The sequence below is a fragment of the Sphaerochaeta globosa str. Buddy genome, from assembly GCF_000190435.1.
Lineage (GTDB): Bacteria > Spirochaetota > Spirochaetia > Sphaerochaetales > Sphaerochaetaceae > Sphaerochaeta > Sphaerochaeta globosa.
The window spans coordinates 1,473,666-1,488,199 of record NC_015152.1 but is presented as its reverse complement, the minus strand read 5'-3'; the positions used below and the strand labels follow the sequence as shown (position 1 = coordinate 1,488,199).

The window sequence follows — 14,534 nt, the reverse complement described above, 5'->3', positions numbered from 1 at the left end:
GAGGAGACAGATGCCATGAAGATGAGAATACACATTCTTCGATTGGTGTCTGTCTTTTTTCTTGTGCTGGTGCTGGTTGGTTGTGGGATTGCAGTAATTTTTTATATTGATTCATACATCGATACTAATGAAAATGATACCCCGACAACCCTATCTGGTACGTATAGAGTAACAAATGACAGTTTTAACAATATAGCTCTCATCGAGGATGATACTGGACCCTCCCTTTGGCTTGGATATGTTGTCAGTGATTCATCAACCTTATCTGCTTCCGGTAGTATTATTTCCAAATTCAATGAAACATATGTAAGAAGACCAAACGGGCGTACCATCGATCCTTTCTCCGAATCAGATCCAGCTGTACTTACCTTAAGTGATAATTCATATGCACTCTTTCAATTTTCAGATACCAATCGATTAAACGATTATGCCGCGCCTTTGTACCATGCCACAGCAGTCGATCATACCAGTCCCGAAGACACATTCACCATCACAAAATCAGATGTTGATGCTACGCATGTTCAGTTTACCCTTGCTTTTGATAACGCAAAATTTGTCAGTCATATAGATGATGGAATACTTCGTAGATATGACGGAACCCAATTTCGCAACGATGTACCGTATAGTGAAAAAGGGTCTTTTCCTGATTACTTCTATTCTAAAAATCCTTCGAACGAGTTATATTGTCATATTTTTGCTGCCATAACGGTAACTGAAGGTTCTTTCTCCAATATCTATTGGACAAATTTGGCATATTTGGGAGTATTACAACTCGATTAAGCCCAATAGGGTACCTACTCTCTTAAAAATCGGATTCATTATAATCTGTGTATAATATATATTCTGTTAACTAGAAACCTTTCCAAACAATACTGTCTGGAATTCTCTTGGTTATTCAACAGTAACAGACTTGGCCAGGTTTCTCGGCTTGTCGGGATCGTTGCCCTTGAGCACTGCACAATAGTATGCGTACAGCTGGCTGACAATCACACTGAGGATCGGACTGAACAACGGATGGGTCTGCGGAAGCCTGAAAATGGCATCGGCCGTATCATCAAACGTATGAACATCCTCGAAGGTAATAACCAAAGCTGCTGCGCCTCTGGCTTTCACTTCCTTGATGTTGGAATCCATCTTTGCATACAAGGATGGCTGGGTGCACAATGCAACCACCAAGGTTGACGTATCCACCAGAGCAATCGGCCCGTGCTTCAGTTCACCAGCTGCAAACGCTTCACTATGGGTATAGCTGATTTCCTTGAGCTTCAATGCACTTTCCAGGCTGATCGCAAAATCGACAAGCCGACCCATAAAGAATACTTTTGTCTTGTTGAACTGGCTGGATGCGAATCGTTGTATGTCCTCTTGTCTGTCGATGAGCAATTGCGTTTTTCCCGGCAACAGTTCCAAAGCCTCCAGCAAAGCAGATCGTTCTTGCTTGGCAACCAATGCAGCGATGGTAAAGAGACTCAGCAACTGCGTTGTAAACGCTTTTGTTGAGGCTACAGCGATCTCTGGACCAGCTTGGGTATACAGGACCCAATCCGCCTCTCTGCTTAGCGTGCAGCCCACTACGTTAGTGAGCGCTATGGTAGGAACTCCCAGTTCCTTGAGCAGACGCAAGGAAGCAATCGTGTCAGCTGTCTCACCGCTTTGGCTGATCAGAAGACAGACTTCTCCTTCCTTGCGAATATGCAATCGGTAACGGAGCTCACTGGCAACAAGCACTTCAACAGGAAGGCCTGCAACCTGTTCAATAACATACGATGCAACCATGGCAGCGTGGTAGGCCGTACCACAGCCGGTGATCAGCAGATGCTTGCAATTCACCAGGAGATTCTCAACCTGTGTAGGAAAAGACAGTGAACCATCTTTGTACCGCACGCGAAGCGTATCACGCAAAGCCTTGGGTTGTTCACAAATCTCCTTAAGCATGAAGTGCTCATACCCGCACTTCTCAGCTGCTTCCATATCCCACTCGATCGTCTGGATTTCCCTCTCGATCTCATCACCATCGAGATTGTAAATATGCACCTCGTCCTGAGTAAGTGTTGCCACCTCCATATCCTCAAGGTATTGCACCTTCCTGGTATGGCACAGAAGCGGCGGCACATCGCTGGCAAGCATGGTTGAAGAAGCTCCGCGTCCGATTACCAAAGGGCTGTCCTTTCTTGCCACAACCAACATTTCCGGGTGTTGCTTGCACGCAACCGCTATGGCATAGGATCCCTCAAGACGCTTTACGGCTTCAGTTACAGCAAGCAGCAAATCACCGTTGTAATGAAAGTCGATCAAATGGGCGATAACTTCGCTGTCCGTCTGGCTGACGAACGTAACCTGATGGCGTTCCAACCACGTGCGAAGCTGTGCATGATTCTCAATAATACCGTTGTGTACAACTGCAATGCTCTTTGACACATCGGTATGAGGATGGCTGTTCAGGTCTGAGGGCTCCCCATGGGTTGCCCAACGGGTATGGGCAATGCCGCACTTGCCCTGTATGGGCTTTTGCTGCACAAGTAATTCCAAGTTTGAAAGACGACCCTTGATCTTACGTACCTGTAGTTCGTTCTTCTCATCGACCATAGCTATACCGGCAGAATCATACCCGCGGTACTCAAGCTTTCGAAGCGCTTCCAAGAGAATGGATGAAGCTTCCTCGGTTCCGACATATCCCACAATGCCACACATACTCCACCCCCATACGGTCTCTTTAAAGCTGTAGTAGCATGAAATGTGCTGTTTCTACTAGAGTTTTTGCATCATGAACCTGAAAATTCCTTATTTTTCATAATGGAAACAGACAAGGTATAGCTGATAATCAGACAAACTACGGCGATACTGGGCAACACAAACGCCAAGGAAGGTATTGAGTTATTTCCTTGGAGCGGAGAAAGTGCCGCTCCAAATGACATCAGCACAACCATAACCAAAATATAGTACAGCCTACTCTTCTCAAAACCAAATTTAAGAATCAAAGGATAGTTGATTGCTACAAAGAAAGCTCCAAACGTGAATTGGGTTATTGCACTGCCAATCAATTCATGCATCGGCAAGGCCCTTGCAATCATACCAATTGCAAATATGACTACAATCGAAAGGCCGATGAGTAAAAGTGCCAGAAAATATTTACTTTGTATGATGTGTTTTCTGGAAAATGGAAGTGCTGCAGCAAAGGCCTCCCAACCATCGCTTTGGTCGTAAGCCAACGTAGTGAAACTGAGCATGAGCGGCATCATGGTCGCCATGATGGTATTCACCAGCCCACCCTGGACACCTGCAAGAAATGCAAAGATTGCAATCGCCAAAAGCATGATTCCGCTGCGCTTACGCATCAAAAACAAATCCTTGAGCAGCAAGGCATTCATACTGTACCTCCTTTCCTAGATAAGAGAATGATCAGCTCTTCCAGATTCAGTCTCCGTGATTCAACAAAAGCAGGCACATCCTCTGTTTTCATCAACAGTTCCACTTGGAAAGAGCCCTCACGTCTTGCGAGTATTGCATCGCTGTCCATATCTAATTCTTTTTGATGCGTGGTTTTTACCAAACGATACTGCTCAAGCAATTCATCCTTTTCGCAGGTGAACCGAATCGAGCCCTGCTCCAGGAATGTGACATAATCACAAAGCTTTTCCAAATCGCTGGTAATATGGCTGCTGATGAGAATGGAATGGTTCTCATCCTCCTTGAACTCTGAGAGAATGGTGATGATCTCATCGCGTGCAAGCGGGTCCAAACCACTCGTGGGTTCATCGAGAATCAACAACGATGCATGATGACTGAGCGCGATAGCCAACTGAAGCTTCACCTTCATACCGCGGGAATACTTTCGATACTGCTTTTTTACATCCAACTGAAACTGCCTAAGTAATGTTTCATAGTAGTCTTGGTCCCAGTTGTCATACACGCGCTTCAGAACTGCAGCGATTTCCGATGCATTCAAGAGACTGGGAACCGATGCATCTTCAACAATGAAACCGATGTTCTGCCTAACCTCGGCATCGTTGGCAATCCGGTTCGATCCCAGAACCGATAGTTCTCCCGAATCAGGAAACAACAAACCAAGCAGCAACTTGATCGTAGTCGTCTTACCCGACCCATTTGCTCCTATCAAACCATGTACAGTTCCCCTAGTCACGGAAAAATCCTTGATATCCAAAATAAACGATCCATAGGATTTTTTTACCTGACTGCATAGTATGGCACTATCCATCTTAGCTCTCTCCCTCTCTGAGCAGCTGATACATCATTCCCAATTCCTCTTCGCTAAGTCCTATGAACTGTGCTAGCAGATGAATCGAACGCATATGCTCCTCAATTTTTCTCAAATATTCTTCTTTCAATTGTTCATGACTGCGAGTCGCAACATAGCTCCCCTTGGCAGCTATAGTCTGTATGTACCCTTCCCGCTCAAGTTCATCGTATGCACGCTTGGTAGTGATCACACTGATGCGAAGTTCCTTAGCCAATGAACGAATCGAGGGCAACAATTCACCTTCTTTGAGAATGCCAGAAACTATTTGGGCACGCATTTGCTGGGCTATCTGCTCATAAATTGGGTCTGGATTAGCATTTGAAAGGATTATGTCCAATGGTTGCTCCTTCTGTATATGTACAGTATATACAGTTATAACATCATGTCAAGAGGTTCAACTATTTCCTGTTCTCAAGATTGCCGGGAACAGGTATACTCGTATGCATGATTGACTTCACCCTTGAAAAGAAAACAACCCTTAGTGATGCCCTGATGCAACTCTTTGCTATCGTCAGCCTGCTACGCAGTGAACAAGGCTGTCCATGGGACAGGGAACAGAGCCCCAAACAAGTCTCTACCCATCTCATCGATGAAACCTATGAGTACCTCGATGCTATCCTTTCTGATGATGACGAGGGACAACAGGAAGAACTTGGTGATGTGTTGCTCAATGCCATGATGCTCCTGGAAATGCATCAAGAAACAGATGCAAGTGCAAGCATAGAAGCACTGAATCAGGTTTGCGAGAAGCTTATCCGCCGACACCCGCATGTCTTTTCCGACCAAAAAGTCTCAAACAGCAAAGAAGTCATCGATGTATGGAATGCCATCAAACAAAATGTGGAAGGAAAGACTCATGAGAAAGACGATTTCTTCAGCCGGGTTCCCCCTTCCCTTCCCCCTTTGGAAATGGCTAATGAAATCCAGCAGAAAATTCGTAAGGTTGGCTTTGATTGGCCCGATGCCCAAGGGGTATTTGAGAAAGTTGCAGAAGAACTTAAGGAAGTCAACACTGCTTTTGAGCATCAACAGGACAAGAACGAGGACCTGGAGATGGAGTTGGGAGATTTGTTGTTTGCTGCGGTGAATCTTGCCCGCTACCTTGGATTCAACCCCTCATTGGCACTTCATCGATCGAATCAGAAAATGAAACGACGCTTTAATGCGTTATACAAACGTTCCCAAGACCAAGGCATTGCATTGCATAAGGACAACCTGAGTGAAATGGATCGGCTTTGGGAGGAAATCAAAGCAGATGAACGATCACAAAGCGAGGAGTGAGCAAGTGATGGAACCACTGCAACCCAACCGACCAAAAAAACGGGAAACGAGTGCCATCTATGAACGCATTGCAGTCGACATTGCAAAACGAATCTCAAATCATGAATTTGCCGAGGGAGTCAAGCTTTCCGGTAGAACTCTGCTCAGCGGCGAGTATGGAGTCTCACCGGAAACCATCCGTCGGTCATTTGCCCTGCTTGAAGAACAGGGTGTTGTTGAGGTAATGCAAAACAGCGGAGTACGCGTTCTGAGCAAAAAGCAAGCTAAAGCTTTTATGGAAACGTATGAAAAGCACGATGAGTCAAAACACCTGCTTCATCGCATGCGAATTCTTATGGATGAACATGAAGCATTGGACCGAGAGTTATTTTCTCTTGCCAAGGATTTATTCTCCATACATAGCCACTTTGCCGAGTCAAATCCTTTTCCCCTTTTCAGCTATGCGGTACCTCAGCAAAGCAAAGCTATCGGCAAGTCCTTGGGTGAATTGCGATTCTGGCAGGAAACGGGAGCTACAGTGGTAGCTATACGGAGGGAGGGGTCCATCACCCTCTCCCCGGGTCCGTATTTCCGTCTGCAAGTAGAAGACACGCTGATGATGGTAGGGCCTCAGGAGGCCCTGCCACGTATCGAACTTTTATTGGTCTGATCCTTGCTTTTGCATCATTGCAGTGAAGAACTCAGGATAGGAAACACCCCAGGAACCTGCATAGAGCGCTTTTCGGGTAATGCGTAGCCGACTCGCCAGTTCGAACTTGTCAGTTTCATTGCCGAAAAGCAACTTTACCAGATTCTTCTCACCTTCCAGCCGCACAGAGAACAGCGTATCGCCTTCCTTATGCACTACGATATCCTTCATGTCCTGCATACAAAACGATTCCAGCAACAAGCGGCTTTGCTCATCCTCTCTGGTATCAATCGTATAGAGGCTTCCCTTCAGATACTTTGCCAAGGAATGTTTCTTTTCGAGTCGTAGGAACAGGACCTGGTCAAGCTCATACCCTGCGTTCAAGGCTGCCTGTAACTTTTCTTTCACTGCCTGCTCGGTAAGATCAGGGCCATCGATAAGCTCGGCAAGCATCACCTCCTGTTCACCGGCTATGCCGACAGAGAGAGGATTGACAAACTCAAGCTTGGGCTTGGGATTGAAGCCTTGGGTGAACTGCACCCCTACTTTAGATCGCTGAAAAGCCATTTCAAAATTGCGCATGGCATGAATGTGACTGATATACAGTGATTGCCCAAAGCGACGGTAGGTAATTACCGCTTGTACGGTTTTTGCTTGTACCTCAATCTTTGGTTCGATAACCAAGGATTTGTCTCTCACCTGTTCAAGAATCGGATCCTTGTGGGTGGTGTCAACAACTTCAGCAACTTTTGAGCAGACTCCGCAAAGATGATCGCACGATTCTAGGCATCTCTCGGTCAAAAGAAGGCTCTTGGCCATCTCATACTCATCCTTGAAGAATTTCTTGCTTACCCGCATGCTCACCGAGTCCCAAGGAAGGTCCTCCTCCAAACCATATGGTTCGAATATACAGGAATTCGGATCGTAATCAGCCTCAGCTATAGCTTGCATCCAGAGATCGGCCCGCATATGTTCATCCCAGGCATCGAGGCGGCATCCCTTCTGGTATGCTTTCTCGATTACATCTGCATAGCGCTCATCACCGCGGCTGATCAAACCTTCCAGATAGCTGATGTTCGGCTCATGGTAACTCACCTTGCAGCCCCTGATGCGTTCGTTGATCGCCTTCTTCAGCGAAGAAAGCTGTTCATACGACTGCTGGGGAGTTATCTGGCTGCACCATTGAAATGGTGTATGGGGCTTTGGAATGAAGGTTCCGATATTTATATTCATTGAAAGGCGGGTAGCATCGTAAATCGCCCCCACATAATCGACGATTGCCTGGTTCTCAACTTCCCGGTCGACAAAAGGAAGACCAACCATGAAGTAGAATTTTGCCAGTTTCCAACCACGACTTTTAGCCTCACGGGCGATTTCGATCACCTGCTCCAGTGGCACTTCCTTGTTCATTGCACGTTGCCAAGCTGCCTTGGGAGTCTCAATGGCAAACGTCAAACCACTCTTGCGAACTTCGGAAAGCTGTTCAAGTATCCCCAGCGAGAACGTGTTGACTTTCAGACTGGGAAGAGAGAAGGAAACATGACGATTGGAGTATTCCTTGTTCAGCGTCTCAATCAACTCCTTGATATAGGGATGATCGCCGCTTGAAAGCGAAGAGAGGGTTACCTCACGATAGCCGAAATCGCTGACGTGCTGCTCAACCTGCTCAACCATGGTGCTGTACAATTTCTGCCGATAGGGCTTGTAATACTGCCCTGCATGGCAAAAACGGCAACTATTGGGACAGCCGCGCATAATCTCCACCACACCATTATCCTGGGCTACCTTGAAGTTGGGTACCACATAATGACCATAGGTATGGGAACCAGAAGAAGCGAAGGTAGTGTCAATGAATCGTGATGCTAGCTTTTTACCCGGGTACCAGAGATAGGAAAGCTCCTTAAGCAACGCTATCTTCTCGGCTCTTGTCTTGTGTTGCTTTTTCGCATCAATCAGCAGTTGTGTCAAATCCTCCAGCCCACCTTCAGCTTCCCCGATGTAGACAAAGTCCATGAAGGGGGAAAACGGAAGAGGATTGGTTACGGCAGGACCTCCACAGATGACAATCGGATGTTCATCGGTACGGTCGCAAGCGTGTAGTGGGATTCCTCCAAGTTCGAGGACTTGCAGGATGTTTGTTGCACATAGCTCATAGCCGATGGAGATTCCAAGCATATCGAGCTGTGAAAGCGGCATATGCAAATCCAAGGTATAAAGGGGAATCTGTTTACCCCTCAGCAATTGTTCAAAATCAGAAGCAACAGAGAATACTCGGTCGCAGTAGACGTCTTCCATAGTGTTGAGCAAGTCGTAAAGGATTCTCACTGCATTGTTGCTCATTCCTATCTCATATAAATCAGGAAAGCAAATTGCTGCGTGAAAATTCACTTTTGACAGATCTTTGTCTCCATAATGGAATTCCCCACCCGTATAGCGGGCAGGATTCTGAATCAACAACAGGTCATCGGCAATCGTATCTAAAATCTGCATATCATATCCTTGTTCATGGTAATGGTTGGGCCAAGCTTTGGTACTTGTTTGCCTGGACCCTAAGATCAGCTTGGCTTGCGAATCGGGCAAGAGAAGCATACAACACCTGTTTCTGCTTCTCATCAAGGTTCTTACGCTCATACGTAATGGCGTAGCTGTAGTAATCAAACGAACGCTGCATGCCCAGCTCGGTACTGCTGACAGACAAGAGCAGATTTACAGCATCCCCAATAGGCAACGCATCGAGTGCCTGCATGACCAGCGAGAAAGAAGCCTGCGCTTCAATCAACACTTTTGCATAGGAAAGGCCATCGAGTGTCCCTTTCAAATACGTTGAGAACACTCTATGGGCATCCTCAATCCTTTTGTCTGCAAGCAATGCTTGGTACAATTCTTTTGCTGTTGTCTCGTTCAGTGCTTGTTGTTCTTCGAGCAAGAGACCCATCTCGATGACCAAAGCCGAATCTCCTGCACGATTTCCCACCAGGACAGCCAAGTTCTTAGCGGCTTCTGAAGAGCCTTGTGTCCCTGCCAAAGCCAGATAAAGCCTCAAACTTAATGCCGCTTCTTGTACGTTGCCTTGTCGTTCTTGTGCCAATGCTACATAAAAGAGCGAACTTTTCTGGTACGTTCGGGAAAAATCGTCAGAGGCTATACGTTCCAAAAGTTCGAACTTGCCTTGCAGTGCAAGTTCCTCAAGGTTCGATTCAGATTTTTGGCAGCCTACAAAAAGCAAACAAAAGGAGAACAGAAGAAGGGTGCAATAACGCGTTCTCATCATCTTCTGTTCTCCTATACCATCAAAAAAAACAAGGCAGGCAATAAGCCGGGTTCTGTATCGGATGATCATCTATCCACGCTTCTTGTTACCAAGACGCTGTAGCAACCGACCCGCAGGCTCAAGGCGGACAACCCAACCTGCTGCTTGGTTTTGCTCCTGACGAGGCTTACCCTGCCACCCCTGTTACCAGTGGTGCGGTGGGCTCTTACCCCACCATTTCACCCTTACCGAATAATCGGCGGTATATTTTCTGTGGTGCTCTCTATAGCGTCGCCGCTCCCGGGTGTTACCCGGCATCATGTCCTATGGAGCCCGGACTTTCCTCAAGCGGTCTTTCGACCGCCCGCGATCATCTCGCCTACCTTGTAAAAAAGCCTAGAGAAGGTCGTCGAATTCGCTGGAATCGACAAAGTCGGAAAGTCCGCCTTCCTCGATCTCAACATCCTCGATTCTCTTGCGGAACTGCTCATCTGCTCCCTCAACCTCTTCATAATAGAGAATGCGGCTGCAGTACGGGCAGAACTCAATGTCCTTTGCAGAACGGACATCGTTTACAAACTGAATGGGAAGCACAATGTGACATCCCTGACAGACCAAACCGTGAATGGGCACGATACCCTTGCCCTTCTTGTTCTTTACAATATTGCAAAACTTATTGTACAGATCTTCGGTGATATCACCGGTGATGTATTGTACGCATTTAGTCTCGAGCTTTGAAAGCTGATTTCTCTTCTCGGAAAGCAAGGCTTCAATCTTGCTGGCCTCGTTATCTACTTCCTGCTTCTGCAATATCATCAGCTGCTCTTTTTCCGTAAGACGGTCACCAAACTCATGGACCTGCTTCTCTTTGACGTGCAACTGCTTCAAAAGGTTTTGTTCCTTGGCTGCAGCATCCTTGATTTCCTTCTCAAGCGCTTCAAACTCACGCTGGGTGGAAATCAATTCCATCTGCTTCTCAGAATTTTCACGGGCATGTACGGCATCATCGTACTGGATGCGCAGACTCCTCAAGTCATCCTTGGCAGCTTCACTGTGAGCATGTTCATCAATATATTCCAAGTTGATCTTGTCCAGCAGTTCCTGCTTGACCTTCAGATCTCTTGGCAACTTGACAATCTCATCCTCAAGGGCAAACCGCACAGTCAGGTCTTCCTGCAATTGGCTGAGTTTTGCAAATACTTCTGCTTCTTCCATCATCTTCTCCCTGTATCTCAAATGAAATCCTTCAATTTTCTACTACGCTTAGGATGTCTGAGCCTTCTGAGTGCCTTGGCCTCGATCTGGCGGATACGTTCCCTAGTCAACTCAAAATACAATCCAACTTCCTCCAGTGTCAATGAATATCCGTCCTCTAGGCCGAATCTCATCTTCAGGACCTCCTGCTCACGTGCCGGAAGCGTTGCAAGTACATCCTTAAGTTGCTCCTGGAGCAACGAATAAGCGGTCTGGGTGGCAGGATTCTCCACTTCCTTGTCCTCGATGAAATCTGAGAGCAAAGAGTCTTCTTCCTCACCTACCGGAGTCTCCAGACTGATAGGTTCACGGGCGACATTCTTGACTGCCTTTACCTTGCTCTCAGTCCAGCCAAGCTTCTCAGCCACTTCCTCATCGGTAGGTTCGCGACCCAGCGACTGCATCAACATCCTCGACTCCCTGACCACCTTGTTGATCTGTTCGATCATATGCACGGGAACACGGATGGTACGGGCCTGGTCGCTGATTGAGCGAGTAATCGCCTGACGGATCCACCATGTGGCATACGTGGAAAATTTAAAGCCCTTGCGGTATTCAAACTTCTCTACTGCCTTGATCAATCCAATATTGCCTTCCTGAACCAAATCGAAGAAATGGAGACCACGGTTGGTATATTTCTTGGCAATGGACACTACAAGCCTGAGGTTGGCACGGATCAAACGATCCTTGGCATCCTTCATCATCTTCTGTCCATACTTGATCTTGGTTGAGTGCTGGAGAATATTTTCACACGTCTCCTCGAACTGATACTCAATCTGTCTCAAATCCTTATCGGTAAGTTGCAACTCACGGATAAGATCCTTGATGGTATCACTGGAAAGGTGGAGTTCCTCTTCAATTTTTGCACTTCTGGACTGGGTGGCGAGGTCACGGCCAAGCTGTCGCAATTCCTTGGCGGAGGAGATATGCAATTTATTCTCAAGCTGTTGCTTTTTCTCCTTGTAGGAGCGGATCCTATTTTCTGCATCGACGAAATCGTGGGTGAACGAAGTAATCTCCTCAGGCTGCAGATCTACTTTTGCAAGTTTTTTCAGCAATGCTATGCGAGTCTTGATCAGCGTCTCATCATGCAACACATCCTCGCCGCTGCTGATCATTTGCTCTTTCTTTACAATATAATTCTTCAGGCTGGCCTGAACATCCTTCAGCTGTTCCCGGTAAAACTGGGTGAACCGCTTCTGGTTGGTAACCAACTCCTTGTAGTCCTTGGCGTTGTACTCTTCTTCCTGACCTTCAATCTTGGTATTGAGTGTTTTGATGATATCATAGAAACGGGTAATCATTACCCCGCTTTCCTGAATGACTTCCTTGATGATCAGAGCACCATCTTCCATCTTCTTGCTCAGTTCAACTTCTTGGTCAGCAGTAAGCAGATTTTCCTTGCCGATTTCTCGAAGATACAGGCGGATCGGATCGTCACCGCTTGAATCACTCTTATCTGTTCCTAGAATTGTATTGTGGCGGATATGGTCGATATCCCCGTCATGGTCATCGAGGCTGGAGATGTCTACAAAGTGGTCACTGCCACCTACGGTATCATCATCGGTGCCCATGCCGCTCCAGGGATGTTTTATCGAGGGAGATTGTTCATCCTCATCATCAAGGACAACATCGTCTTCCTCTTCATCATCCTCGCTTTCCTCGCTGCCGCCCTTCTTCGATTCTGGTTTTTCATCGTGATGATCAGCAAAGTTGTCAAGCAGCACATCAACAGAGAGGTCATCCTCCAGATCATCTTCCAAAAGGTCGACGTCATCCGGTTCCTCATCCATGTCCGTATCAATCTCATCCTCGGAAGGACCATCAGAGAAAAGCGCTGCAGAAGGCACTTCATCGCTTTCAGTGACGACTATTTCCAACTCACTGAGGGTCTGCATGATTTCATCGACAGCCTCATCCGTGGCATTCTGTGGAGCAAGAGCCTTTCTGATGTCCTCTTTCGTCACATGTCCGGTCTCTGCTGAACGCGCCACCATGTCTTTGACTATGGCCTGCGAAATGTTTTCATCAAGCATCTGTATTATCTACCTACCCTGTTTAAATATCCTGCTCGAGAGCTTTTCTGAGCTGCGCAATCTTTGCGTCAATCTCAGTTTTCTCCCGCAGCAATTCTTCGATTCCCTCATCCCCGGTACCGTCAAGCAGACTGATATCCAAGAGCCGTTTATTACTCAAACGCTTTTTTTCGTACGTCCTTAATTGAATTCGATTCACCGCTTCATTAATCACCCTTTGAGGTGCAAGCTTGAACTCCTCCATGGTAAAGGATGAAGCGACATCACTGCGAAGTTGCTCATCTCCTATCATCTGCAGGATATATTCATCATGCTTCCCAACTTCTTCCCTGGCAGCTTCCTCCAATACGTCATACAGCGCTTCTGCTTCTGCATCTTCCAAGTCTTCAACAGCGATTTTGTACCGCGTTTGCAGGTACAACTCCCTATTGTTGACCAATGTCAACATCGCATACAAATCCACGGAAATTATTGCAGGATTGAGAGGTTTGACCCGCATCTCCCCCACAGTCGCAACCACCTTGACTTCGGCAGGAGCGTTCCGTGAATAATCGTCATGAATCGACGATTCGTCAACATTCAACACTGCAGCCAACCTCTTGATTAAGTCTTGCTTCTCAATAGATGATGCAGTGGCGTCCAAATATGGTCTCACAGCGTTAAATACTGCGGATTTGCCTTTGGGCGTCAGTATATCATACTGGTTTACGGCATTGTTTACAAGATAACGAAACCCTTGCTGTGGCTGTTGTAAGGCTCTTTTCAGTGCCTGCTCTCCCTCAAGCTGCACAAGCTCTGATGCATCCTTGGCATTGGCAAGTGTCAACACCGAATTCTCCATTCCCAAATTCTGTGCAATCACCAACGATTTGGCGGTAGCACTTTGCCCGGCCTTATCGCTGTCGAAGAGAATTTCCACTGAAGTGCAATACCGTCTGAGAAGCTTGGCTTGCTCTTCGGTAAAGCTTGTCCCCAAAGGAGCCATGGCATTGGTGAAGCCGCTTTGATGTAAGGCAACTACATCGAAGTTCCCTTCGCATAGGATTGCCTTCTGCCCTTTCTTGATTGTCTCAAGGGACTCAAACAAACCGAATAAATGATGTTTTTTACTATAAATCGCAGTTTCAGGAGTATTGATGTATTTGGCTTTGGATGTGAAGGTTAGGTCGCGGCCGCCAAAGGCAACGGTTTTACCCTGCCAGGAACGAATCGGGAACATCAGACGATCACGGAATAAGGGATAGGCTGCATTGTTTTGGCTGAACAAACCGCTTTGGGCCAGCAAATCATCACTGTAATGCCGTTTCTTGAGGAACGAATACAACCACGAACTGTCCTGCGGTGCATAGCCTAGGTTGAAGGTCTCCCACATGTTCTGTGCAACATTTCGCTTGCGTAAATATTCACGTGCATGTTCCCCTTGCGCAGAGGAAGTCAAAAGGAAATGAAAGGAACCTGCTATCTTGTCATACAAATCATAGAGTGTTTCGTTGAGGTCACGGGACTTTTTGTCCTCAGGGCTCTCTTCAGCAATTTCAACGCCTGCTTTTTTTGCAAGAATCTTTACCGATTCAATGAAAGGGACCTTCTCCATCTCCATGACGAAATCAAACATGGAACCACCTTTCTTGCAACTGAAACAATAATAGAACCCTTGATCGTCAACAACTGAGAATGAGGCGGTTTTTTCTTGGTGGAAGGGACATAACCCCCACAACCTTCCCCCACGAGCGGAGAGTGTCACATAGTCTGAGACTACTTCACTGATGGGAATGCGTGCCTTGATCTGCTCAAGGACTGAATCAGACACTTTTGCCATGGAATACC

12 protein-coding genes and 1 other RNA gene are annotated in these 14,534 nt (G+C 46.8%); 3 read left to right on the top strand and 10 right to left on the bottom strand.

What is annotated here, in order from left to right:
• The first annotated feature begins 15 nt into the window (after nucleotides 1–15).
• Entirely contained in the window at nucleotides 16–780 is a 765-nt protein-coding gene (locus tag SPIBUDDY_RS07005) for a hypothetical protein (protein ID WP_013607048.1), read from the top strand.
• Nucleotides 781–891: 111 nt separating this feature from the next.
• Here the strand turns inward: SPIBUDDY_RS07005 and glmS are convergent, their stop codons facing one another.
• From glmS to SPIBUDDY_RS06985, 4 genes are all read right to left on the bottom strand, one after another.
• Nucleotides 892–2,691 (bottom strand): glutamine--fructose-6-phosphate transaminase (isomerizing), encoded by a 1,800-nt coding sequence (gene glmS / locus SPIBUDDY_RS07000; RefSeq protein ID WP_013607047.1) that lies wholly within the window; start codon nucleotides 2,689–2,691, stop codon nucleotides 892–894.
• A gap of 71 nt (nucleotides 2,692–2,762) precedes the next feature.
• Nucleotides 2,763–3,368 (bottom strand): ABC-2 transporter permease, encoded by a 606-nt coding sequence (locus SPIBUDDY_RS06995; RefSeq protein ID WP_013607046.1) that lies wholly within the window; start codon nucleotides 3,366–3,368, stop codon nucleotides 2,763–2,765.
• Nucleotides 3,365–4,216, bottom strand: coding sequence for an ABC transporter ATP-binding protein (locus SPIBUDDY_RS06990; protein WP_013607045.1), 852 nt, complete (start codon nucleotides 4,214–4,216; stop codon nucleotides 3,365–3,367). Before SPIBUDDY_RS06990 ends, SPIBUDDY_RS06995 begins: the two co-directional genes overlap by 4 nt.
• 1 nt (nucleotide 4,217) lies before the next feature.
• Nucleotides 4,218–4,595: a GntR family transcriptional regulator gene (locus tag SPIBUDDY_RS06985; protein ID WP_013607044.1), complete on the bottom strand. Its 378-nt coding sequence runs from the start codon at nucleotides 4,593–4,595 to the stop codon at nucleotides 4,218–4,220.
• 107 nt (nucleotides 4,596–4,702) lie between these two features.
• Between SPIBUDDY_RS06985 and mazG the strand changes: the two genes are divergently transcribed.
• Complete coding sequence (mazG, locus tag SPIBUDDY_RS06980) at nucleotides 4,703–5,539, top strand: nucleoside triphosphate pyrophosphohydrolase (RefSeq protein ID WP_013607043.1); 837 nt, start codon at nucleotides 4,703–4,705, stop codon at nucleotides 5,537–5,539.
• Between the two features lie 7 nt (nucleotides 5,540–5,546).
• Nucleotides 5,547–6,188: a GntR family transcriptional regulator gene (locus tag SPIBUDDY_RS06975; protein WP_013607042.1), complete on the top strand. Its 642-nt coding sequence runs from the start codon at nucleotides 5,547–5,549 to the stop codon at nucleotides 6,186–6,188.
• On the opposite strand, the gene SPIBUDDY_RS06970 is transcribed toward SPIBUDDY_RS06975, so the two are convergent.
• The 6 genes from SPIBUDDY_RS06970 to dnaG form a co-directional block, all read right to left on the bottom strand.
• Nucleotides 6,177–8,657 (bottom strand): TIGR03936 family radical SAM-associated protein, encoded by a 2,481-nt coding sequence (locus tag SPIBUDDY_RS06970; RefSeq protein ID WP_013607041.1) that lies wholly within the window; start codon nucleotides 8,655–8,657, stop codon nucleotides 6,177–6,179. The genes SPIBUDDY_RS06975 and SPIBUDDY_RS06970 overlap by 12 nt on opposite strands.
• A 13-nt stretch (nucleotides 8,658–8,670) precedes the next feature.
• The gene (locus tag SPIBUDDY_RS06965; protein WP_013607040.1) at nucleotides 8,671–9,438 is read right to left on the bottom strand and encodes a hypothetical protein; all 768 of its coding nucleotides are present in this window, start codon (nucleotides 9,436–9,438) and stop codon (nucleotides 8,671–8,673) included.
• A gap of 25 nt (nucleotides 9,439–9,463) precedes the next feature.
• An RNA gene (rnpB, locus tag SPIBUDDY_RS15955) (RNase P RNA component class A) lies at nucleotides 9,464–9,804 on the bottom strand.
• A 9-nt stretch (nucleotides 9,805–9,813) separates the two neighbouring features.
• Nucleotides 9,814–10,632 carry a zinc ribbon domain-containing protein gene (locus tag SPIBUDDY_RS06960; RefSeq protein WP_013607039.1) on the bottom strand — a complete coding sequence of 273 codons (819 nt, stop codon included), beginning with the start codon at nucleotides 10,630–10,632 and terminating at the stop codon, nucleotides 9,814–9,816.
• A 17-nt stretch (nucleotides 10,633–10,649) separates the two neighbouring features.
• A complete protein-coding gene (rpoD, locus tag SPIBUDDY_RS06955) occupies nucleotides 10,650–12,707 on the bottom strand; it encodes an RNA polymerase sigma factor RpoD (protein ID WP_013607038.1) in 2,058 nt (685 codons plus the stop codon).
• A gap of 22 nt (nucleotides 12,708–12,729) precedes the next feature.
• The gene (gene dnaG / locus SPIBUDDY_RS06950; protein WP_013607037.1) at nucleotides 12,730–14,526 is read right to left on the bottom strand and encodes a DNA primase; all 1,797 of its coding nucleotides are present in this window, start codon (nucleotides 14,524–14,526) and stop codon (nucleotides 12,730–12,732) included.
• Between the last annotated feature and the right edge of the window lie 8 nt (nucleotides 14,527–14,534).

What these genes read in the sequence shown, in the direction of transcription:
- SPIBUDDY_RS07005 (WP_013607048.1), top strand. Translation starts at nt 16, where the DNA reads ATGAAGATGAGAATACACATTCTTCGATTGGTGTCTGTCTTTTTTCTT.
- glmS (WP_013607047.1), bottom strand. Translation starts at nt 2,691, where the DNA reads ATGTGTGGCATTGTGGGATATGTCGGAACCGAGGAAGCTTCATCCATT.
- SPIBUDDY_RS06995 (WP_013607046.1), bottom strand. Translation starts at nt 3,368, where the DNA reads ATGAATGCCTTGCTGCTCAAGGATTTGTTTTTGATGCGTAAGCGCAGC.
- SPIBUDDY_RS06990 (WP_013607045.1), bottom strand. Translation starts at nt 4,216, where the DNA reads ATGGATAGTGCCATACTATGCAGTCAGGTAAAAAAATCCTATGGATCG.
- mazG (WP_013607043.1), top strand. Translation starts at nt 4,703, where the DNA reads ATGATTGACTTCACCCTTGAAAAGAAAACAACCCTTAGTGATGCCCTG.
- SPIBUDDY_RS06975 (WP_013607042.1), top strand. Translation starts at nt 5,547, where the DNA reads ATGGAACCACTGCAACCCAACCGACCAAAAAAACGGGAAACGAGTGCC.
- SPIBUDDY_RS06970 (WP_013607041.1), bottom strand. Translation starts at nt 8,657, where the DNA reads ATGCAGATTTTAGATACGATTGCCGATGACCTGTTGTTGATTCAGAAT.
- SPIBUDDY_RS06965 (WP_013607040.1), bottom strand. Translation starts at nt 9,438, where the DNA reads ATGATGAGAACGCGTTATTGCACCCTTCTTCTGTTCTCCTTTTGTTTG.
- SPIBUDDY_RS06960 (WP_013607039.1), bottom strand. Translation starts at nt 10,632, where the DNA reads ATGGAAGAAGCAGAAGTATTTGCAAAACTCAGCCAATTGCAGGAAGAC.
- rpoD (WP_013607038.1), bottom strand. Translation starts at nt 12,707, where the DNA reads ATGCTTGATGAAAACATTTCGCAGGCCATAGTCAAAGACATGGTGGCG.
- dnaG (WP_013607037.1), bottom strand. Translation starts at nt 14,526, where the DNA reads ATGGCAAAAGTGTCTGATTCAGTCCTTGAGCAGATCAAGGCACGCATT.